This is a genomic window from Prosthecobacter vanneervenii, from assembly GCF_014203095.1.
In the GTDB taxonomy this organism is placed as follows: Bacteria; Verrucomicrobiota; Verrucomicrobiia; order Verrucomicrobiales; family Verrucomicrobiaceae; genus Prosthecobacter; species Prosthecobacter vanneervenii.
Genome location: NZ_JACHIG010000004.1, coordinates 191,353 through 212,446, shown reverse-complemented (window position 1 = coordinate 212,446; position 21,094 = coordinate 191,353). Strand labels below are relative to the sequence as shown.

At 63.6% G+C, this 21,094-nt stretch carries 15 protein-coding genes; 7 read left to right on the top strand and 8 right to left on the bottom strand.

What is annotated here, in order from left to right; genetic code table 11:
- Positions 1–2: 2 nt before the first annotated feature.
- A complete protein-coding gene (locus HNQ65_RS10980) occupies positions 3–212 on the top strand; it encodes a hypothetical protein (RefSeq protein ID WP_184339574.1) in 210 nt (69 codons plus the stop codon).
- A gap of 13 nt (positions 213–225) precedes the next feature.
- On the opposite strand, the gene HNQ65_RS10975 is transcribed toward HNQ65_RS10980, so the two are convergent.
- The 5 genes from HNQ65_RS10975 to HNQ65_RS10955 all read right to left on the bottom strand — a co-directional run bounded on the left by HNQ65_RS10975 (position 226) and on the right by HNQ65_RS10955 (position 8,968).
- The gene (locus HNQ65_RS10975) at positions 226–513 is read right to left on the bottom strand and encodes a hypothetical protein (protein WP_184339573.1); all 288 of its coding nucleotides are present in this window, start codon (positions 511–513) and stop codon (positions 226–228) included.
- A 51-nt stretch (positions 514–564) separates the two neighbouring features.
- On the bottom strand, positions 565–1,314 hold the full coding sequence (locus HNQ65_RS10970) for a hypothetical protein (protein WP_184339572.1): 750 nt from the start codon (positions 1,312–1,314) through the stop codon (positions 565–567).
- 98 nt (positions 1,315–1,412) lie between these two features.
- Positions 1,413–3,797, bottom strand: coding sequence for a PVC-type heme-binding CxxCH protein (locus HNQ65_RS10965; RefSeq protein ID WP_184339571.1), 2,385 nt, complete (start codon positions 3,795–3,797; stop codon positions 1,413–1,415).
- A gap of 104 nt (positions 3,798–3,901) precedes the next feature.
- Complete coding sequence (locus tag HNQ65_RS10960) at positions 3,902–7,933, bottom strand: glycoside hydrolase family 44 protein (protein ID WP_184339570.1); 4,032 nt, start codon at positions 7,931–7,933, stop codon at positions 3,902–3,904.
- Positions 7,934–8,080: 147 nt separating this feature from the next.
- Positions 8,081–8,968 carry an AraC family transcriptional regulator gene (locus HNQ65_RS10955; RefSeq protein ID WP_184339569.1) on the bottom strand — a complete coding sequence of 296 codons (888 nt, stop codon included), beginning with the start codon at positions 8,966–8,968 and terminating at the stop codon, positions 8,081–8,083.
- Between the two features lie 96 nt (positions 8,969–9,064).
- Between HNQ65_RS10955 and HNQ65_RS10950 the strand changes: the two genes are divergently transcribed.
- The 6 genes from HNQ65_RS10950 (at position 9,065) to HNQ65_RS10925 (ending at position 18,440) form a co-directional block, all read left to right on the top strand.
- Positions 9,065–10,111, top strand: coding sequence for a hypothetical protein (locus tag HNQ65_RS10950; protein WP_184339568.1), 1,047 nt, complete (start codon positions 9,065–9,067; stop codon positions 10,109–10,111).
- Positions 10,108–13,416: a PSD1 and planctomycete cytochrome C domain-containing protein gene (locus HNQ65_RS10945; RefSeq protein ID WP_184339567.1), complete on the top strand. Its 3,309-nt coding sequence runs from the start codon at positions 10,108–10,110 to the stop codon at positions 13,414–13,416. The genes HNQ65_RS10950 and HNQ65_RS10945 overlap by 4 nt, the downstream gene beginning before the upstream one ends.
- Positions 13,417–13,437: 21 nt before the next feature.
- Positions 13,438–14,865 carry a DUF1501 domain-containing protein gene (locus HNQ65_RS10940; RefSeq protein WP_184339566.1) on the top strand — a complete coding sequence of 476 codons (1,428 nt, stop codon included), beginning with the start codon at positions 13,438–13,440 and terminating at the stop codon, positions 14,863–14,865.
- A 101-nt stretch (positions 14,866–14,966) separates the two neighbouring features.
- Positions 14,967–15,440, top strand: coding sequence for a cytochrome c oxidase assembly factor Coa1 family protein (locus tag HNQ65_RS10935; RefSeq protein WP_184339565.1), 474 nt, complete (start codon positions 14,967–14,969; stop codon positions 15,438–15,440).
- Positions 15,441–15,627: 187 nt separating this feature from the next.
- Entirely contained in the window at positions 15,628–17,307 is a 1,680-nt protein-coding gene (gene rpsA, locus HNQ65_RS10930) for a 30S ribosomal protein S1 (protein WP_184339564.1), read from the top strand.
- 290 nt (positions 17,308–17,597) lie between these two features.
- Positions 17,598–18,440, top strand: a complete 843-nt coding sequence (locus HNQ65_RS10925; RefSeq protein WP_184339563.1) for a hypothetical protein — start codon at positions 17,598–17,600, stop codon at positions 18,438–18,440.
- Here HNQ65_RS10925 and HNQ65_RS10920 read toward each other — a convergent pair whose 3' ends face one another.
- The 3 genes from HNQ65_RS10920 to HNQ65_RS10910 form a co-directional block, all read right to left on the bottom strand.
- Entirely contained in the window at positions 18,441–18,731 is a 291-nt protein-coding gene (locus HNQ65_RS10920) for a hypothetical protein (RefSeq protein ID WP_184339562.1), read from the bottom strand.
- 59 nt (positions 18,732–18,790) lie between these two features.
- Complete coding sequence (locus HNQ65_RS10915) at positions 18,791–19,411, bottom strand: PAS domain-containing protein (RefSeq protein ID WP_184339561.1); 621 nt, start codon at positions 19,409–19,411, stop codon at positions 18,791–18,793.
- 118 nt (positions 19,412–19,529) lie between these two features.
- Positions 19,530–21,005 (bottom strand): glycoside hydrolase family 10 protein, encoded by a 1,476-nt coding sequence (locus HNQ65_RS10910; RefSeq protein WP_184339560.1) that lies wholly within the window; start codon positions 21,003–21,005, stop codon positions 19,530–19,532.
- Positions 21,006–21,094: the final 89 nt, after the last annotated feature.

Here is a 21,094-nt window from a genome sequence, read left to right as displayed (position 1 = left end):
CCATGACGACTTCATCACCGTTCATTGATGAACTGCGGCGCATGCCAGCCGACCAGTTGAAGGAAACGGCCGAGTACATCCATGCCATGATTGCAGAACGTCGGGTACGCCGCGCTCAAATGATCGATGCCACCTCGGGCTGCCTCTCTGGTGAAGAAGGCGAGGCCCTCGAAATCGCCCTAGCCGATCTGATGACGATCATTCAGGCGTGAGCCAGTCACAAGGTCATGCAACCTGCCTGCGACTGCGGAAATGGTTCATGAAAGCGTCACGATCCAACTCAACGGAATCCCCCTGATCCAGCTGATCAAAGCCGTTTGCAGCTTTGTGTCGCCATTTTTGTTCCAGCAGTTCCCTGGCTGCGGCCAGCGGGCGTTCACGTCCGTTCCGCACATCCTCTTCCGCAGCGGCAATATCCCGCAGCAGCCGGGCGTCATCATGCAGTTCGCGCCAGGCCAACGAATCCTCTGGCAGCTCGGCCAGCAAGGACAGGGTTTGCTCTTTGGTGCTCATGGTTAGCAAAGTTAACCTCTGGCTTCCGACATGCAACCGAGTCCTGCCCCGCTACCGCCTCTGCAGTGACTTCTCCACCAGCCCCTCATAAATCTTGCGGCGCTCATCCAGGCCGAGGCCTTGGTTGCGGTAGTTGAACATCTGGCGGTTGATGTCCTCGCGCTGGGAGGTGCTGAGGCGGGAGAGCTTGGCGACCATTTCGGGCGGCGGGGCCTTGGGGTAGCCGTCGGAGGAGAAGCCTTCCTTGTAGTTCACGGCGGCGGATTTGGCCTCGTTCATCTGAGCGGAGCTGATAGCCGGAGCGCTGCCGCCACCCGAGCTGCTGCCTGCCTTTGACTTCGCGGGCCGGGGCGGGGGCTTCTGGTAGCGCACAGAGATGACTTCGCCACCGGGCACTTGAATTTTGGCGGACCAGGTCTGCATCTCCTCGCTGCGGCCGCCCACACCGACGAGCTGCCAGCCCAGGTAGTTGGGCGCACGGGAGACGATGTGGGATTCGAAGGTCTTCGTGTCGAGCAGCGTGGCGTACACATCCTGCTCAAACTGCGCGACTCCGGTGAGGATGAGCGAATCCGAGACACCAAGGGAGCGGGTGAAGGGGGAATTGGTCACGAGGGCGTCAAAGTCCTCCATGTGCACCGCACGCGGGATGGCACCATCATCTTCGGCCTGCTGCGCCTGCGGCATGGCCTCTGCGGCGGGCAGCGTGGTGGCAAGGCAGCAGCCCAGGAGGAGCGGGAGCGCACCTGCGTGCACCCGCTTCCTGGCTGGCCGGTTTCTCTCATGAGGCAGACGATCCATGGCTGAAGTACGGCGGGAGTGTGGCGGAACCATCACGCCAGCCTGTTAAAATCTAGCTCTTGTTTCAGGCATGGGCTCTCATGCTGAGCGACCCTGCCTCACCGAGAACGCAGAAAGGCGATGATGTCGGCAAGCTGGCGTGGTGTGAGGGCTTCAGAGAGGCCGGAGGGCATGAGGGAGGTGTTGCGCAGGGTGCGGATGGTGGCGTGCTTTTTGAGCACGGTGCGCTCGGCGCCACCGGGCAGGCGGAGGGTGAGGCTGCCGGGCCCGTCTGAAGCCGTGATGCCGAGGAGGCTTTCGCCACGGCGGGTCTTGATGAAAGTCGTCTCAAAGCCGGGGCGCGCGGCTTCGGCGGGGAAAACGACGTCCCGCACGATGGTCTCCGGCGCGCGCTGAAACTCGGCATCGAGATCCGGGCCCACACTGGTGCCGATGCCGTGGCTGCGATGGCAGGAGGCGCATACGCCGGTGAAAAGCGTACGGCCAGCGGCGAGGTCGGGCTTGTCCTGGAGCGCGGCGAGGATGGCGGGCATGCGCGACTCCCACGCGGCGGTCTGCTCTGCGGTGGGCGGTGCTGGCGGCGGGACTTCCGGAACGGCTGCGCCTTTGGCAAGGGGCTGGGCATCCTCCAGCCCGAGGGTGAGAATCTGGCGTGGCTGGCCGGTGATGAGCGCGGCTTCTTTGAGGCAGGACTGAATCTCCGCCACATCTCCACGCGCGGCGATGACCGAGGCGAGCCGCGCCATGACCGGAGCGGAGGCACCGGGATCTCGCGCCAGGGCGAGGAGCATTTCCCGCTCGCGCTTGTAGAGTGCGCTGGTGATGGCGCAGTCGATCCACTGCAGGCGTGTGCCGTGCGTGCGGGCGATGCGGCGCAGGCAGTCGAAGACCTGTGGTGACCGGCTCTGGCCGAGACTCAGCGTGGCCTGCAGCACGAGCTGGGGCGGTGCAGAGGCGTCTTCGAAATCCATGGCGAGCAGCTCTTTCTCCAGCTCGGAGTGGGATTGAAAGTGATCGGCATCCGCAGTTCGCAGCGCGAGGGCTCGGGCCTCGGTGGCAGTGGGCGGCGGGGCCGGGCGTTGCAGCCGGGACTCATCCTGCGGCAGCAGCAGCCAGATGCGGCCGCGATCCTGCCCATGCGTGACTCCGTACTGCTGCTGGAGATGACGCGGGATGGCGGAGTAGTCCTCGATGATCTCGCGGTAGAAGTCGCAGATGGCGATGCCGCCCTGCGGTGTCTGCGTGAGACTGACGGGGTGGAACCATGAATCGCGTGAGGCGAGGAACTCGCGCTGCTCCTCCCCTTTCACACGCTGGAGGCGGAGGGCGGTGCCATCGCGCACGATCTCGCTGCGGTGAATGAGGCTGGCGGCGGGCTCGCATACCAGATAGTGGCCGTTTAGACCAGGAAGGGCATCGTGCTGATAAACGAGCGGGCTGCAGGCGGAGGTGAAGTAGCCGGAGGCGGCGGCATCGCTGAGGCTGATCTTTTTGTAGAAAGCAAAGTACTCGGCGTGCTGCTCGCGCTTGGTGCGCCAGGGATGCACCGGAGCGATGGGGAAGACGCGCGTCTCGGTGGTGGCAGGTGCATCCAGCGGCGGGGCGACATCGTCCGGATTGCGCGTGAGGTAGCGCCACTCAAGGGGCGTGACCAAGAGCCCCGGCGAGGTGGTGGTGGTGACAAAGCGGTCTCCACCTGCCGTGAAGGTGGTGCCGATGGTGCGGGTGCTGCCGCCCACGGGCTCGATGGCGCTGCCATCGGCGCGGATGCGAAAGTGAGTGCCGGGGAGCTTCACCGGCTCTTTGAGATGCGGGCCGGTGATGGCACCGCTGCCGGGCCAGCCCCTGCCAAAGTAGATCCAGCCATCGGGGCCATGCGTGGGCGCATTGATGCCGCGCTCCAGCATGCCCGTGCCAAAGCCGGTGAAGAGGCGCTCGTTCACGTCAGGCAGGTCATCGCCATCGGTGTCTTTGAGAAAGACGATATGCGGGGCGCAGGCGACGATGAGGCCGCCATTGGCTGCGGTGAGTCCATAGCAAGGCGGAAGGCGGTCTGCCCAGACGGTGGCTTTGTCCATGACACCATCGCCATCGGTATCGCGCAGGAGCTTCACGGTTCCGTAGGTTTCCGCTTCAGCCTTGGTCTTGGCACTTTCTGAGGCGGCGATGCGGCGCACCGTGGTGTCGAGCTGGCCGGATTTGTTGAGCTCATCAATGTCGATCTGCCCCTCCACATTGTAGCCGTGCAGCTCGCAGACAAAGACACGGCCGCGCTCGTCCCAGCAGATGCCGGAGGGCTCGTGGATGAGGGGCTCTGCGGCCAGCAGGCGTATCTGCATGCCCTCCGGCACCACAAAGGCGCGCGCGCTTTCCTGCGGCGAGAGCGGCTGCGGGGCATCGGCGGGCTGGGGGATCTCGGCATGAGCATGCAGGCCCAGAAGTGCCGAGGCAGATGCGAGAGCAAGGCAGGAGCGCAGGAGCATGAAGCGGGCGGGTGAGTGGTGGATGAGATACGGCCGGGCACCTGGCCCCCCGCATAGGCAGGCTGAAGGTACGCCACGTGCGCGGCGGTTCTTCGAGGACAGGTCTAAGGCCGCGTGACCTTGACGCGCATGAAGCGGCGCTGCCCGCCGGTGCCGATGGGCTGGCTGTCACGCACCTGCAGCGTGGTGCTGTTGTTCAGCTCCACGGTGGTGCCCACGGTGGTCCAGCTGTCGGGATTGCTCAGGTCGGTGGTGATCTCCACCGTATAGGTGACGTCTGTGGCCGCAGGATTGCGCGTCACGGTGAGGCGCAGGCAGCCTGCACTCATATCCGTGGTGATGGGATGCCTGGATGGCGTGAAGGGCTCCAGGTTCAGCGCATATTTCATCAGGTTGGGGATGCCATCATGCGCAGGCATGGCCATGTCTGCACCGCTGCCGCTGTTGGCACTGCTGCCAAATTTGGCCAGCCGCCAGGTCTCGATGGGAGAGAGCGCTGGGGCGGTGATCTCGATGGTGGAGACGCTGAGCGCGGGGAGTGTGACCACCCAGTTTGAAAGATCCGCCGGCACCTCGCCCACAAAGACAGGCGTGGTGGAGGTGCCCTGCAGGCGATAGACTCTGGCGGTGCCGGAGGCCGCAATACCAGCGAATGCCACGTCCTGGCTGGTGAAGGAGCGGTTGATGGCCACAATGACATGGCGGTTGGGATTGGTGCTGTCTTTGCTGATGTAGGAGGAGACCTTGGAGGTGTCGCTGGAGGTCGTGGGCACGCAGATGTCGCCGAAAGAGCCGAGGTTGCCGTCGTAGTCGCGGTACATTTTGAAGCCCGCCAGCAGGAAGGGATAGCTGGGGCTCATGGGCCAGAAGTTGGCGGCAAAGATGCCCTTCTGACCGAAGATGCCGAGGTAGTCGCACTGAGCGAGGGTGCCCGCGATGTGGTTGTCGCCGGAGGTGTTGTATTCCGTCACCGCCAGCTTGGTGCCGGGCCAGTCGGCGTCAATTTTCGCCTGGATGCGGTTCAGGATGGCGATGGGCCCTCCCAGCACACCGTTGGTGATCCAGGAGTCTTCTTGATAGGTCGTGTCCCACAGGCTGCGCGGATTCTGCACGATGGCGTCGATCTCCGCATTGCTCAGCGTGGCACCGCGCAGGCTGCCGATGCCCTTGCTGGTGCCGGGCACCACGGCGTCCACATACCAGTGCATGTCATAGACGTCCACCAGCCTGCGCCCCGCTGTCTGCGAGGCGGCTTTGAGTGCGAGCAGAAACTTGTCGGTGAACCACATCGTGTTCGGGAATCCGGGCTCGATCTGCCAGTTGTACATGCCGAGGAATCCATAGTTCACCGGGCCGAAGATCACGGAGTTGGGCGCCACGTCCTTGATGGCGCTGCTGAGGTCGATGGTCTTCTGGATGAAGGTGTCTGAATTGATCGCGGTGCGGGTGATCTCCGCATGGGTGCTGGGCCAGAGGTCGGGCTCGTTGTCGAGGCTGATGTAGGTGGGGAGCTGGGAGTCGCCGTAGATGTCCCCGGAGAAGAGATTGCGCAGCGCCCACACAAACTCATCCGCATACACATAGTCATCCGTGGTGGAGGGCGTGGCGGTGAAGGCGGAGCCCTTGCGATAGACGAGCTGTTTGAAGCGAGCGGCGAGGTGGTTGGGATCATTCAGATCCACCGGGCCGCTTTTGTCTGCCGACACATAGCCAAGCATGGGCACGGTGATGAGGGTGGCCATGCCGTGAGAGCGCAGGTCTGCCAGGGGATCCCGCACCGCCTCTGCCGGCACGGTGCCGCCGCCGAGGTAGTCGTCGCTCTCGTAATAGTAGTCGAAGCCCGCATTGGAGGCGTTATTCTCCCAGTTGTAGGCGGTCCAGCGGTTGCCGCCATAGCGGCCAAAGGTGAGATTGCGCGGCACATAGGAGCGCTGCAGCAGTCGGTTCCAGTTTCCCTGCGGATCAAAGCCGGGGCCGTCATTGATGCCATAGATCCATTTGGAAATGGGCAGCGTGTGCGCGGTGTCGGCCGTGATGGTGACCGTGGGTGCGGCAGCGGCCGTGGTGGTGAAACTGGTGCTGGCCGTGGTGGTGAAGTGGAAGGAGTCTGTGACCGCGACGGAAACGGTGTAAGCCGTGAGCGGCTCGATGAGATCCAGCACGATGCTCTGGCTGCTCTGAAAGGTGCTGAGCGTGCGCGTGACCACCTGCCCGCCTGTCTTTTGATACGTGACCACCGCCGTGGATGGCCGCTCCACCGTCCAGGAGAGAGTGGCGCGGTTTCCCGTGATGTCTGTGACCGTGATGGGCGAGAGCGTGGGCGCTGTGGTGGGCGCTGGCGGCACGGTGAAGCTGCCGGTGTATACGCCCTGATTTGGAGTGGCATTCGTACCCGTGCGGTGATCTTTGGCCACGATGCGGTACTGATACGTCGTGTTTGGCGTGAGCCCGGTGAGCACGGCGCCGTGAGAGGTGAGCGGGCTCGTGGCAGGCGAAAAGCCCGCCCAGCCGTTCGGCTCGCACTGCACGGTGCTGGCGTAGCTGCCGATGCCGTAGTCCACCTGGGTGATGGCGGATTCATCCGTGATGAAGTTCAGCGTGTACTGCTGGTAGTCGTAGCTGAGCGAGTTGGTGGTGAGCGTAATGGCCGGAGGCGTGGTGTCGGGCGCCCAGCCTGCCTTGATGTCAGCCAGGCGGAAGTGCGTGGTCACCGCGCCAGCATTGTTGTAGAGCAGGAATCCGGCAAAGGCGGGCCACTTGGGTTTCATCTGCTGCAGATCCACCGTGATGTGAATCCACTGCCCAAACTTCTGCGCGGGTGTCATGTCCAGCCAGCCGGGGATCAAGTCCGTGAGGTAGGGCGCATTGTCCGCCAGTCCGGCGTCATCCATGTAAACCATGAAGCCGTCCTGCCCCACCGAGTCAGGCTCGAAGTACACATCAAACTCGACGGTGCGGAACTCGTTGAAAAACTTCCATTGGTTGTCCCAGCCATCGCGCCGCTCGCCCAGGCCCACGGCTTCATACAGATTGCTGGGATCAAAGCGCACCTCGATGGCATGGCCGCTGCGGCCCGGTGCGGTGGCGTTCAGATCCGTGTAGAGCGGGCCATTCTGCTCCCAGGCGGAGCGCAGCCAGTACCCCACCAGCGCATTTTGATAGGCCCATACATAGGTCAGCGAGGGCGGCGCAGGCGGTGTGTAGGGCGGCCCTGGCACGGTGTAGCTGCCGGTGGAGATCACGCGATTGGGCACTGCGGCGGCATCAGTGCGGTGATCCATCGCGATGATCCTGTATTGATAAGTCGCGCCCGGGATGAGGTATGGCAGCACCACGCTGTGCGTGAGGTTGGGGTGATTGCCGGGGTCAAAGCTGTCCCAGTTGCGCGCGTCGTCGGACCAGGTGCGGGTGTTGTAGTTGCCAATGCCGTACTCGATGGCGCAGACGGTGGGCTCATCGGTGGCGAAATTCAGCGTGAGGCTGTGCGCAGTGCTGTCATAGGCGGTGGTGCCCGTGGTCAGCACGGGAGCTGTGGCATCATCCGCCCAGCCGAGCTTCACATCCGCCACACGGTAGTGCGGTGCGCCAGTGCCCCAGCTGGCGATCAGAAACCCGGAAAAGGCTTTCAATCCCGGCTGCCACTGCGTCATATCGACCGTGATGTGAAACCAGTGCCCGTAGCGCTGCTCCGCCGTCATGGAGGCCCAGCCGGGTATGAGATCGATCAGGTGCGGGGAGCTGGGCACATTGTAGTTGCCCGTGGGCCAGATCAAAATGTCCTCCACGCCGGTGGAGTCCGCCTCCAGGTAAATGTCGAACTCGATGGTTCTCATCTCGTTCATGTACTTCCACTGGTGGTCATTGCCCGGCTTCACATCCTGCAGCCCAAAGGCCCAGTAGCCGTTTCCGGGTGCCGGCCACACCTCGATGGCGTTTCCAGTGCGCCCGGGAGCCGAGGCCGCCAGATTCACATTGACCGCCCCTCCGAGATCCCACACAAACTTTGACCAGGTGCCCTGCAGCACGCCGTCATACACCTGAAGGTAATTTGGCTGCGCAGCGAAGGCGGAGCAGCCAAGACACAAAAACACACCCAGCAACACGCTGAAGATGCGCGCTCGGATGAAAGCTGTCATGCGAAAGCAAAGAAGATCATGGGAGGGCCCAAAATCGGTTAAAAATGCCACCCAATCTACCCTTTGCGCATAACCTTGCAGCCTGCAATTGCCCATGCTGCGCCATTCTTGAGCTGGGGGCGCGGAAGGCGTGCAAAGCACAAGACGTCAGGGCACTGCAGGAATGGCCAGAGCAGCACGAGTGCGGTGCTGCTGCTGGCGGCGGTAGTGCAGAGGAGTCAGGCCGGTGAAGCGCTTGAAGCGTTTGACGAAGGAGCTGGGATCGTAGAAGCCGGCGGCGAGGGCGATCTCGGCCACGGAGGCGGCAGTGCGGCGCAGGGAGTCGCTGGCATGAAACAGGCGCACCTGCTCGATGTAGGCACGCGGCGTCATAAGCAGTCGCTGGCGGAAAATACGCATGAAGTGGCTGGAGGAGAAGCCACAGAGCCGCGCGAGCGCGGCGATGGTGATTCGCATGGCATAGTGGCGGGAGATGTGGTCGATGGCTGGAAGGAGGCGGTCGAGCTCGGAGCCGGCCCCCATCACGTCGGTGTGCTTTTCGTTGATGGTGATGAGGCCGATGACGCGGCCGCACTGGTCGTGGAGAGGGTATTTGCTGGAGTAGCACCAGGAGGTGGGATGATCGAAAAAGCCTGTGGCGTGGATTTCCTGCACGAGGGGCTGGCTCGTCTGGAAGACGCGACGATCATTCTGGCGGAAGTTCTCGGCGATGATGCGGGGGAAGAGGTCAAAGTCGGTACGGCCGGTGACGTCAAAATGCGCTGGGAGGTGGATGGCCTCCTTGAGGGAGCGGCTCATGAAGAGGTAGCGGGAGTGGAGGTCTTTGACCATGAACATGGCACCAGGTACACGCTCCAGGGCGTCGAGGATCTGGCGGCCATCTCCCAGCGAGGCGAAGAACTGCTGCGGTGTGGCAGGGTCTGGCAGAAGCTGGTCTGGTGCGGAAGGCTGCGGTTGCTGCCGACGAGGCTGCAGGGCGGAGGCACGGGAGGATTTGGGCCGACGGGCGGAGGGTCTGGTGTCGGGGACTGGCATGAGAGGATTTTACCATTTTTTGATGATCCCGCCACACAGAGAGCACAGAAGCAGGGCGTAGGTTTGGGCATGCCATCCATGCACACTGAAATGATCATGCCCTGCTCCTCCTCCATGCAGGCTGCGGTGACGGCGGCGGCCGTGGTGGCGCTGCTGCTGACGATGATGTTTGCGGCAGCACCGCTGGCAGAGGGTCAGGAATCTGAGTCGAAGGAATCACAGGCCGCCGCCCCGGTGGCGGCTGGAAGAGTCCTGATAGCGTCTGGCGAAGGGATCTGCGTGTTTGACCGCGGCGGTGCGATGGAGTTTGGGCGCTTTTTTGTGCCGGTGAAAAACGGGCGTGGTGGAGAGACGGCGTACGGAGACATCGTATACGACGGGTGGCGGCTGCCAACGGGGAACTACCTGTGCTCGGCGCACCGCTGGGTGCGGGAGGTGGCGCCAGACGGGCGCATCATATGGGAGCATGCGGTGAAGGCGCCTGCGGAGCTGAAGACATGCGTGCCGCTGCCGGATGGTGGTGCGCTGACGACGGATGCCGGCACGCGGGAGCTGGTGCGGCTGACGCCGCAGGGTGGCGTGGCGGAGCGCGTGGCGCTGCCGCCCCCCGCCACGGAGGCTGCGGCGAAGGCGGGGCCGCATGCACGATACAACCTGCTGCGCCGCACCGCTGCGGGCACCTATCTGCTGGCGCTGCGGGCGGAGAAGGCTTTTGTAGAGGTGGACGGCGCGGGACGGGAGCTGTGGCGGCATGCGGTGCCAGACCTGCCGGTGGTGGCGGAGCGGCTGGCCAACGGACACACGCTGATGGCCTGGCGCGGCGGACTGCTGGAGGTTACGCCGGAGCATGCAGTGGTGTGGGAGCTGAGGCCGGAGGACATCCGGGAGTTTCCAGTGGTGATCTTTGGCGGGTTTCACCGTTTTGAGAACGGGAACACGTTGGTGGCCAACTCCGACTGGCACTACCATGACGCAAAGGAGACGGCGGTGCAACTCTTTGAGGTCACGCGGGAGAAGAAGGTGGTGTGGCGGCTGGGCGTGGAGGCTTTTGCAGGGAAGAAACCGGGGTCTCTGGAACCAAAGACTGGCAACATCGAACAGCGCATCGTGGGCCTGCAGTGGCTGGGCCAGGAAAAACCATGAGCGCCCCCCCCCACAGTTCCAGCATCTTCATGCCACCTGCACTGGCGCTCTTTGTCATGCTGCACGTTTGTGGCCTGGGGCATGCGGCCGGGAAGGCGCGGCCCGCTGCGAAGGCTGCCGGAGACGAGGCTGCTGCCTCAGCACCTGAGGCGAAACAGACGGAGAATGTCTTTGCCCAAAAGATCGGGCCTCTGCTGGAGAGACGGTGCTTTGAGTGCCACTCGCATGCGCACAAGATCAAGGGCGGGCTGGCGCTGGACTCCCGCAGCGGCTGGGAAAAAGGCGGGGAGAGCGGCCCGGCGGTGGTGCCGGGCAGACCGGAGGCGAGCCTGCTCATCCAGGCGGTGAGCCATGTGGAGAAGGATCTGAAAATGCCGCCGAAGCTGCGGCTGCCACAGGCGGAGATCGAGCTGCTTAAGGACTGGGTGCGCGAGGGTGCGCCGGACCCACGTAGCGCGGGTGCAGACGCGGGCGCAGAGTTGAAGACGGCGGATGCATGGGAGGCGGAGTTTCAGAAGCGGCTGGACTGGTGGAGCCTGAAACCGATGCGCCACTCCACACCTCCACGTGTGCAGGATGCGGCTTGGGCTCGCGAGCCGGTGGACTGTTTTATCAAAGCAGGGCTGGAGAAAGCGGGGCTCTCCCCTGCCCCGCCTGCGGATGAGGCCACGCTGCGGCGGCGTCTGGCGCTGGTGCTGACGGGCCTTCCGCCTGTGGCAGCGGCGACGGGCGGCCGTGGCGTGGCCTCTGCTGCGCCATCGGTGGAGCAGAGAATGGAGGCTTGGGTGGATGCGCTGCTGGCGAGTCCGCGCTTTGGCGAGCACTTGGCGCGGCACTGGATGGATGTGGTGCGCTACACGGACACGTACGGCTACGAGTGGGATAATCCAGCGAAGGGCGCATATGAATACCGCGACTACCTGATCCGCGCGTTTAATGACGACACGGGCTATGACCAGATGGTGCGCGAGCAGCTGGCTGGAGATCTGCTGAAGCAGCCGCGCATTCATGCGGCGGCGGACACAAACGAGAGCCTGATCGGGCCGATGTTTTACCACATGGGGGAGCACAGGCACGGGAGCAGCCTGATGTTCAACGGCATCCACCAGGAGATGGTGAACAACAAGATCGATGCGTTTTCGAAGGCTTTTCTGGCAACGACGGTGGCATGCGCGCGCTGTCATGATCACAAACTGGAGGCGGTGGCGCAGCGGGACTACTACGCGCTGGCGGCGCTGTTTACCCAGCCGCGCTGGACGACACGGGTGGTGGATGCGCCGGGGCGGAATGAAGCGGCTGTCTCACGGCTGAAGGAGCTGCGCAGAGGCATCCGCAAGGAGCTGGCGTCGCTGTGGGGCGGGCAGCCGCCGCTGGAGGCTGCTGGGCTGCAGGCCTGGGCGGGGACCCATGGGGAGGCGCTGAAGGGCCCCGGACCGGGATCAGCACTGGCGGCTGCGGCGGTGGTGCCGGCGGAGTTTGCCAAACGTGCTGCGGAGTGGCGGAAGCTGAATGCGGCAGCGGTGAAGGCGCGCGCGGACTACACGCCGGCCAGGCTGGATGAGTGGGTGTTTGAGGGAGACGGGCTGGTGCATGGACGGACGGAGGAAGGGACGCCGCTGGTGGCGCTGGAGGGCCCGGGGGTGGTGGCGCGGCTGCTGCCTGCGGGGTGGCACACGCATGCGCTGAGCTCGCGCCTGCCAGGCAGCCTGCGCATGCCGCCGGAGCATCGGGTGCCGGGCACGCACGTGAGCCTGCGGGTGGCTGGCGGGGAGTTTGGCGGGCATCTGGTGGTGGATGACCACGCCTTTCAAAACGAGACGGTGGCCTTTTACACGAATGCACGGCCGGAGTGGCGCACGTTTGCGGATGCAGTGCTGAAGAACGGCGCGCAGCAGGTGGCAGTGGAGTTCTGCACCGCGCCGCTGAACCCGAACTTCCCGCCGCGCACAGGTCTGGCGAAGGGGATGAAGAACCATGACCTGGGCTATGACAAGCGGAGCTGGATCAGCATCACAGAGATCGTGACGCATGACCGTGCCGCCGCGCCGCCGGATGCGCAGGAGGTTTTCAGCGGGCTGTATGGAGAAGAAGGCGCTGCTGCGGCCGCTCCACCCGCAGAGGTGTGGGCGCGTGCGGCGGCTTGGATGAATGCGGCGGTGCGCCGCTGGGGCCGGAACGAAACCCACAGCGGCGACTGCGAGCTGCTGGACTGGATGCTGCAGCAGGGCCTGCTGCGCAACGAGGCCGCTCCGGGCAGCAGGCTGGCAGAGCTGGTGGCGGAGTACCGCCGCGTGGAGGGGGGCATCCCCTTCCCACGCAGCGTGGTCAGCATGGACGAACGCCACGCGCCTGCGGTGAAGTACCCGCTAAATGTACGTGGAAATGTGGATGCCACGGGCGAGCTCATAGCGCCGGGGTCTCTGCGCATGCTGGGCGCAGGCACGCGCAAAGTGGCGGACCGGCTGGCGCTGGCGGAGTCTCTGCTGCAGCCGGAGCACCCGCTGACGGCGCGGGTATATGTGAACCGTGTGTGGCAGTGGGTCTTTGGCACCGGGCTGGTGGCCACGCCGGATGACTTTGGGCGGCTGGGGGAAAGGCCCATGCACCCGGAGCTGCTGGACTGGCTGGCGCGGGAGTTTATCCGCGAGGGCTGGAGCACTAAGAAACTGGTGCGCCGTCTGGTGCTGAGCCAGACCTTCCGCCAGAGCGGCACGAGCACGGAGGCGGCACGCGAGCGCGATCCCGCCAACCGGCTGCTCTCCTACATGCCCACAAGAAGGCTCGAGGCAGAGGGCATCCGCGATGCGCTGCTGGCGGTTGCTGGCCGGCTGGAGCCTCAGCTCTACGGCCGCCCTGTGGCCCCCTACCGCACGGCGGAGGATGACAAAAAGCGCCTTTTCTCCGGGCCTCTGGACGGCGGCGGCCGGAGGTCGGTGTATCTGCAGATGTCGATCATGGACCCGCCAAGGTTTCTGACGGGGTTTAACCTCCCAGACCTCAAGCTGCCGACGGGGAGACGGGATGTGACAAACGTGCCAGCGCAGGCTCTCATCCTGCTGAATGATCCGCTGGTGCACGAGATGGCGCAGCGCTGGGGTCGGCAGGTGGCGGAGCGCGGCACGGCGGAGGACATCCAGGCCCGGGTGCGCCACATGTTTGAGCAGGCGCTGGCGCGGGAGCCCGCCACTGTGGAGACGGAGCGCTGGTGCACTGCACTGGCAGGTCTGGGCGGAGACACCCCGGAAGGCTGGGCCGCGCTGGCACATGCGCTTTTCAATACGAAGGAGTTTATTTATTACCGCTGAAATCATCTGCCGCTTCGCACCATGAAAAAGCCTCACATATGTCACTCCCCCGGACTGCCGGTCCGCTGCTGCGGAAGACGGGAGGTGCTGGCGGGCGCGTCGGCGGGTTTTGGCATGCTGGCTCTGCAGGCGCTGGCAGGTGGAGCACTGCCGCAGCACCGCACCACGCGGGCGAGGGCAAAGAACATCATTTTCTGCTTCATGGACGGCGGGCCGAGCCATGTGGACACCTTTGACCCGAAGCCGATGCTGAAAAAGCACGAGGGCAAACCCATCGGCGAGAGCGCGGTGACGAAAAGGGCGCAGTCGGGCGCGGGGCGTGTATGGCTGGGCAGCCCGTGGGAGTTCCGCCAGCATGGGGAGAGCGGGCTGTGGGTGAGCAGCCTGCTGCCGCACACGGCACGGGTGGCGGACCATCTGTGCGTGGTGCGCAGCATGGTGGGTGAGCTGCCGCTGCACGGTCAGCAGAACCTGCTGCTGCACACCGGGCGCATCCTGGGCCAGGCACCGAGCTTTGGCGCGTGGGTGTCCTACGGACTGGGCACGGAGAACACCAGCCTGCCCGGCTATGTCGTTCTGAACAATGACTGGGTGCCCAACGGAGGACTGGAGAATTTTGGCAGCTCCTTCCTCCCTGCGAGCCACCAGGCCACAATGGTGCGCGCACGCGGCGTGCCGGTGGACAACATCGCGCCCCGGGACGCGGCGGCCGTGCAGCGGCGGAAGCTGGCGCTGCTGGCGGCGCAGGATGCGGACTTTGCGGCCCGGGCCTCGGACGCGAACGCGATCGAGGCGGCGATAGCAAACTACGAAACGGCCTTCCGAATGCAGAGCGCGGTGCCGCAGATCGCGGACATCAGCGCGGAGCCGGAGCACGTGCGCCGGATGTATGGCGTGGACGCGACGGACGAGCACCAGCGTTTTTATGCCACGCAGGCGCTGCGGGCGCGCCGACTGGTGGAGGCAGGCGTGCGCTTTGTGGAGATCACCTGCCCGAGCTTTGACGGAAACAACTCGCCCTGGGACCAGCACGGGCTGCTGAAGATCAATCACGAAAAAAACGCCCGCATCACGGACCAGAGCGTGGCGGCGCTGATCCTGGACCTGGAGCAACGCGGGCTGCTGGACGAAACGATCGTGCTTTGGGCCGGGGAGATGGGGCGCACCCCGCACACGCCCAAGGTCACGGAGAGCTGCGGGCGCGACCACCACGTAAACGGCTACAGCCTTTTTATGGCAGGCGGCGGCATGCGCGGAGGCATGGCATACGGAGAGACGGACGAGTTTGGCAACTCTGTGACACGGGATCCCGTCAGCATCCACGACATCCACGCCACGCTGCTGCACCAGATGGGGGTGGACCACGAAAGGCTGACCTACCGCCACGGCGGGCGCGACCAGCGGCTGACGGATGTGCACGGCCGGGTGCTGAGCGAGCTGCTGGCATGAGATGGCAGCCTGCTGCTGGCAGTTTGTTATTGCCAGTGCCCCCTGAGAACTCTCGACATTCAGGCAGCTTTCCGCTTGAATGCTGGAAACCGATCCCGGCCATGGACTCTCTCCCGCATCCGCCGCCGCCTCCCTCGCCTTTCCCGGCCCCACCTCCTGCCCTGACACCAGCAGGGAAAGCCAGTGGTGGTAAATGGGTGCTGCTGGGCTGTGGAGGCTGCCTTGGCCTCATCCTTGTCAGCGTGGTCATCTCCTTTGGTGTTTACTTCCTGGCCATGGGGTTCATCCAGAAGTCGGATGTGTATACGGAGGCTCTCAAGCGCGTGGAAAACTCCTCCGAAGTGCGGAAGGAGCTGGGGACGCCCATGGCACCCGGCTGGTCGTTCTCAGGTTCGGCGAACTACAACAACGGTGTAGGGAATGCAGACTTCACCCTCCCGGTACGTGGCCCCAAGGCAGAGGGCACCCTCAGGGTCAAGGCGCACAAAGCGTCCAAAGCTGCCGCCTGGGAATATTCGACTTTGGAGGTGGAGTTGCCAGACGGTAAGAAGTTAGACTTGCGGACTGGACCTTGAGGAGGGAGCCGAGGGGCGCTTTCCCCCGCATTTCCCCCTTGCCAAACGCGTTTCTTCCCCGACAATCCCGCCCCTCTTGTCCGGAGGCCTTTTGGCTTTGCGGGACGACAGCCCGCCGGGTGCCTCAGGAGTGGAGGCGCGTGCGCGGTTTACCCACTAAACACTCGCAACCCGTAAACAACTGATAATGAGCGCAACAGCGACACTCGCAGACCTGATCGCAGGTTCTTTCCGCGAGCTTTCCGAAGGATCCATCGTCAAAGGCAAGATCCTCGAAATCAAACCCCAGGTCATCCTCGTCGATATCGGCTACAAGTCCGAAGGTGCCATCCCGGCCAACGAGTTTGAAGATGAAGACATCCAGGTAGGCGATGAGGTGGAAGTCCTCCTCGAGCGCCTCGAAAACGACGAAGGCATGGTCGTCCTCTCCAAGGAGAAGGCCGCACACCGCCAGAACTGGGAGAAGATCTACAACGTCTTCAAGGACGGCGGTCTCGTCAAAGGCAAGGTCAAGAGCGTCGTCAAAGGCGGCCTCATGGTCAATGTGGGCGTGGAAGCCTTCCTGCCCGGCAGCCAGATCGACATTATCCCGCCGAAAGACCTCAACGAGTACGTCGGCAAGGTGTTCGAATTCAAGATCGTCAAGATCAACGACGAGCGCAAAAACATCGTCCTTTCCCGCCGCGAAGTCATCGAGGCCGAGCGCGCCGAACAGCGCCAGAAGTTCCTCGACGGCGTCACCCCTGGCGACAAGGTCATCGGTATCGTCAAGAACATCACCGACTTCGGTGCGTTCGTGGACCTCAACGGCATGGACGGACTGCTCCACATCACGGACATGTCCTGGGGCCGCCTCAACCATCCTTCCGAAATGCTCGGAATCGGGCAGAAGATCGAAGTCCAGATTCTCGAAGTCAACCGCGAGAAGGAGCGTGTCTCCCTGGGCCTCAAGCAGCTCCAGAACAACCCCTGGGAAAACATCGAAGCCCGCTACCCCGTGGGCCAGCGCGTGCGCGGCAAGGTCACCAAGCTGGTGGCTTACGGCGCATTCGTGGAAGTGGAAGAAGGCGTCGAAGGCCTCGTCCACGTCTCCGAGCTTTCCTGGACCAAGCGCATCGCCCGTCCTTCCGACGTCCTTACCGTCGGTCAGGAGATCGAAGCCTCCGTCCTTGGCATCAACAAGGAAGAGCGCAAGATCAGCCTTGGCGTGCGTCAGCTGGAAGCCAATCCGTGGGACGACATCGACACCCGCTATCCGATCGGCACGCAGCTCAAGCGCGCCGTCCGCAACCTCACCGCTTACGGTGCGTTTGTGGAGCTGGAAGAAGGCATCGATGGCATGATCCACGTGTCCGACCTCAGCTGGACCCGCAAGATCAATCATCCTTCCGAGCTCCTCAAGAAGGGCCAGGAAGTGGACGCCGTCGTGCTCGGCATCGACAAGGCCAACCAGCGCATCAGCCTCGGCATGAAGCAGCTGGACACCGACCCATGGTCCATCATCGACACCCGCTTCAAGGTGGGCGATGTGGTGAAGGGCCGCGTGGCCAAGATCGCCTCCTTCGGCGCCTTTGTGGAGCTGGAAGACGACATCGACGGTCTGGTGCACATCTCCCAGATCAGCGAAGACCGCATCGAGAAGGTGAAGGACAAGCTGAACGTGGGCGACGAAGTGGAAGCCCGCGTGATCAAGGTGGACAAGGTGGAGCGCCGCATCGGCCTCTCCATCAAGGCCATGAACTACAGCGACGCCGACATCCAGAAGGAAAGCCAGGCTTTCGAAGCTCTGCGCCCAAGCACCGACCTCGTCGGTCTGGAGCAGGCCTTCAAGTTCGCCACCGAAGAGTGGCGTCCGGGCGGCCAGTAATCCGCGATCTGAGATTCAACATCCAATCAACCACGAGGGGACGCCGCAGGGCGTCCCCTTTTTTTGGGACGCGTGTGAGACTGCCAGTAAATCCCACGTCATCTTTCTCCTCCTCTTACTCATACTCCTCCTCCCTTGGATTGGAATGTTGAGGGTCTATCGCGGAAGGAAGATGAGATGAGCCCCCATCGGCGCTCTACGGAGCTGAAACAATCTTCTGACACTTTCCCTCTGGCACCCTCAAATGAGGGGATAAAATGGAGCGCATGCCGCCCGAGAGTCCATTCCCCATGCCGGGGCCCCCGGAAACACGCCGCCGCTGGCTGCAGCGCGGGCTGCTGGCGCTTCCCGCAGCGCTTGCTGGCTGCGCCTCCACCTCGGTGCTCGGGGTCTCGGCGCGCCGCACGCGGGCGCAGTGGGAATACCACAACCGCTTTCTTGCCTCCGGTGCCAGCCTGCGCTTCCGCCCCCACAGCGCGCATGGCCGCCCCTTCACCTCCGGCATGGAGTATGTGTACCGCACACACAAGCGGGATCCCCGCATCGGCTACGCGGTCAAAAACCTCGCCACGGGGCACTACCTGGCAGAGTTTCAGGCAGACCAGCTCTTTGTGGGCGGCTCCATGCCCAAGCCCGCCGTGGCCGCCCTATTGCTGGAAAAACGACGCGGCAACCTGACGCGCGAGGAATTCCAAAACGTCGTCTATGCCTGCGACCTCAGCCAGAATGAATCGTGGTACTATCTCATGGCCCGGCTCAATTCTGCAGACGAGCAGGCCTTTGAATGGAAGTACAGCCTCCCGAATGTACAGATCCTCAACAACTGGCAGTCGCCGCGCTTTTACGCGGAATTTTACGAGCGCTGTGTGAACTACCGCCTGGAATATGGCTGCGAGCTGCTGCTGGAGGCCATGCGGCGGGATCAGTACGGCCTCGGCCGCTGGGTCATGCCTGCCAGCATCACCTACATCGGCGGCAAGACCGGCAACTACGGCGAGTGGGACCACGAGTCCCTGTTCTTCTACTACCGCAACACTCCCTACGCCATCGTGCTCTACACGCGTGGCAACTTCGCCCCGCGCAATGAACTCGGCTGCATGATGGGCGGGCTGTTCTGGGAATACTGCGCGTGACTAGTCTCTGCGCGGCAGCACCTCCACCTCGATCTCACGCACTTCCAGGCTCGTCGTGGTAGGCGTAGAAGTCTGAGCAGGCTCCAGCCAGGGGGTGCTTTTGCTGCCGGAGCTGAGCTTGCGGCGCAGGGTGTAGAAGAGCGCGGCAACGGCGGAAATAGCCAGACCGGTCACGGCCACGGCGGCACCCACCATCAGCAGCAGCGCCAGCAAGGCCACGGCAGCCACCGCCAGCATGCCCATGAAAAGCATGGCGGGCAGTCCCCGGATTTCAAATGTCCTCGGTCTCATGGGAAGAACATGCGGCCGGCATGCGAGATGACAACCCGCATCTGGCTCCACAATGCTGGCTAGTTTGTAGCCGGATCGGGAGGCGGCGATTCGGACTCTGGAAAGTAAATGGGCATGCAGGTGGGGCACAATGAATGCGTAAAGCTCACCTCCGTATGTGCGGAGACGTACATCTCCATCCCATGCCATTCCCCCTGCTCGTCGCGGATGTTTTTGCATGCGGCACAGATGGGCAGCAGACCGCGAAGGGTGCGCACCTCCGCCAGCGCCTCGTCGCGCTCGGAGATGGCCCGCCGCAGCGCTGCCTCGCGCATGCGCAGCGGGGTCACATCCGCCACGTGCGCCCAGAAGCCCCGCACCACCCCGTCCTCGATATCCGGTGTGTAGGTGGCGATGCTGTCCCTCGCTCCGCCCTGCGGCAGCGGGATGTGCCTCTCAAATTGCTGCGGCTCGCCCCGCAGCGCCGCCTCGATGTAGGCCAGATTCATTTCATAAAGCGGGCCCAGCAGCTCCTTCATGTGCATGCCCACCATTTCCGCAGGGCTGCGACCAAACCATTCCCGATACGCATCATTGGAGAAGCGGCAGCGCTGCTCAGAATCCCAGTACGCCACCATGGCGGATATCTGATTGATCGCCCGGAGTGCCAGAAAGGCGGGATCTATGGCTTTGAGTTCCATTCAATTAAAAGCTGCTGCATGACAAATCACTAGTCGCCTAAATGATCGCTTCTTTCTTGTTGCAGGATCGGCCATGGAGCATGCAAGCTTGCTACAAGGCCAGACCTTGCCCCCAGTCTCAGTTGGCCACTCCTGCCTCGCCCACTTCCCAGCCCAGACCTCCGGCGCGGATGGCCACGGCGGTGGCGCCTTCGGGCCACTCGGCGCTCTGCTGGTCCTTGTAAAAAGCCTTCCACGTCTGCCACTTGCCGCCGATCTGCGCCTGCATCACCCACCAGCGGGTGGAGGCCATCCAGCGCGGATCGTCAAAACGCCACGCCACCGTCTTGCGGCCGCCGGGCATCGTCTTGCCCACCAGCGGGGCGGGCAGCGGCGTATTGCTCAGCCAGGGGCTGGCGGGCGGCAGTGCGTGCGGCGTGTAGGCGCGCTGCTTCAAATACGTGCCAATCTTGCCGATGTCCTTGTGCAGCGCGCCAAAATTCCAGTGAAAGTGGCCGGGCGTCATCTTCAGGCCGCGCTCCCGCAGCACGCTCATCTCGTGCAGGATCTCGCCCGCGTTGCGGTCATCGCCAATTTTTGAGGTGTTCATCCCAGGCCAGATGTGGCGGCCCTGCGTGTTCTGCTGCAGCCACCAGTCGTAGTAGGTGATGAAGCCCAGCTTGGGCCGGTCGATCGTCCAGTACAGCTGCGGCGTGAAGTAGTCCACCCAGCCCTGCTGCAGCCACTTGAGCGAGTCTGCCGCCAGATCCTCATACGGGTCCAGCCCGCCACCGGTGCCTTCGGGGTAGTTGGGCCGCCACAGGCCGAAGGGGCTGATTCCAAACTTCACGTGCCGCTTGATCCCCTTGATGCCCTCGTATGTGGTGCGCACCACCTCGTCCACATTCTGCCGCCGCCATGCGGTGAGCTCCAGCGTGCCGCCATTGGCGCGGTAGAGCGCATACCGGGCCTCATCAGGAAACGGGATCTTCTTCTTTGCCGCGTCCATGATGGGATAGGGGTAGAAGTAATCATCGATGTGGATGCCATCCACATCGTAGCGGCGAGTCACATCCAGCATCACGTCCACCGCCTGCTTCCGCACTTCGGGCACGCCCGGGTCCATCCACCAGTCGATGTTGTACTTCATCGTCCACTGCGGATTCTCGCGTCGGATATGATCAGCGCTCGGCGCATGCTTCTCCCCCGCCAGCGCACGGAAGGGGTTGAACCACGCATGCAGTTCCATGCCGCGCTTGTGCGCCTCCGTCACCGCAAACTCCAGCGGATCCCAGCCGGGGGATTTGCCCATCTCTCCGGTGAGAAACGGCGACCACGGCTCCAGCTTTGACTCATACATGGCGTCTCCGGCGGGCCGCACCTGGAAGATGAGTGCATTCAGCCCGATCTTGGCTGCGGAGTCGATCAATGCCAGCAGCTGTGCCTTCTGCTTCGCCACCGGCAGGCCCGGCTCGGAGGGCCAGTTGATATTCCGCACCGTCGCGATCCACGAACCCCGCAGTTCACGCGCAGGCGGCGGCACACTCACACCGGTCTGGGCGTGCAGCATGGCGGCGGAGAGCAGGAGAAAGGGCAGCAGAAGGGTCAAACGCATGTGCTGTTAGAAAACGCTGCTACGGCGATGTGTCGCTGAAATTTTCCGCCCCCCGCCGTATTCCTGCGTCATCATTCCGCCTACCGCGC

What these genes read in the sequence shown, in the direction of transcription:
- HNQ65_RS10960 (WP_184339570.1), bottom strand. Translation starts at nt 7,933, where the DNA reads ATGACAGCTTTCATCCGAGCGCGCATCTTCAGCGTGTTGCTGGGTGTG.
- HNQ65_RS10920 (WP_184339562.1), bottom strand. Translation starts at nt 18,731, where the DNA reads ATGAGACCGAGGACATTTGAAATCCGGGGACTGCCCGCCATGCTTTTC.
- HNQ65_RS10940 (WP_184339566.1), top strand. Translation starts at nt 13,438, where the DNA reads ATGAAAAAGCCTCACATATGTCACTCCCCCGGACTGCCGGTCCGCTGC.
- HNQ65_RS10950 (WP_184339568.1), top strand. Translation starts at nt 9,065, where the DNA reads ATGCCCTGCTCCTCCTCCATGCAGGCTGCGGTGACGGCGGCGGCCGTG.
- HNQ65_RS10935 (WP_184339565.1), top strand. Translation starts at nt 14,967, where the DNA reads ATGGACTCTCTCCCGCATCCGCCGCCGCCTCCCTCGCCTTTCCCGGCC.
- HNQ65_RS10925 (WP_184339563.1), top strand. Translation starts at nt 17,598, where the DNA reads ATGCCGGGGCCCCCGGAAACACGCCGCCGCTGGCTGCAGCGCGGGCTG.
- HNQ65_RS10910 (WP_184339560.1), bottom strand. Translation starts at nt 21,005, where the DNA reads ATGCGTTTGACCCTTCTGCTGCCCTTTCTCCTGCTCTCCGCCGCCATG.
- HNQ65_RS10980 (WP_184339574.1), top strand. Translation starts at nt 3, where the DNA reads ATGACGACTTCATCACCGTTCATTGATGAACTGCGGCGCATGCCAGCC.
- HNQ65_RS10945 (WP_184339567.1), top strand. Translation starts at nt 10,108, where the DNA reads ATGAGCGCCCCCCCCCACAGTTCCAGCATCTTCATGCCACCTGCACTG.
- HNQ65_RS10975 (WP_184339573.1), bottom strand. Translation starts at nt 513, where the DNA reads ATGAGCACCAAAGAGCAAACCCTGTCCTTGCTGGCCGAGCTGCCAGAG.
- HNQ65_RS10970 (WP_184339572.1), bottom strand. Translation starts at nt 1,314, where the DNA reads ATGGATCGTCTGCCTCATGAGAGAAACCGGCCAGCCAGGAAGCGGGTG.
- HNQ65_RS10915 (WP_184339561.1), bottom strand. Translation starts at nt 19,411, where the DNA reads ATGGAACTCAAAGCCATAGATCCCGCCTTTCTGGCACTCCGGGCGATC.
- rpsA (WP_184339564.1), top strand. Translation starts at nt 15,628, where the DNA reads ATGAGCGCAACAGCGACACTCGCAGACCTGATCGCAGGTTCTTTCCGC.
- HNQ65_RS10955 (WP_184339569.1), bottom strand. Translation starts at nt 8,968, where the DNA reads ATGCCAGTCCCCGACACCAGACCCTCCGCCCGTCGGCCCAAATCCTCC.
- HNQ65_RS10965 (WP_184339571.1), bottom strand. Translation starts at nt 3,797, where the DNA reads ATGCTCCTGCGCTCCTGCCTTGCTCTCGCATCTGCCTCGGCACTTCTG.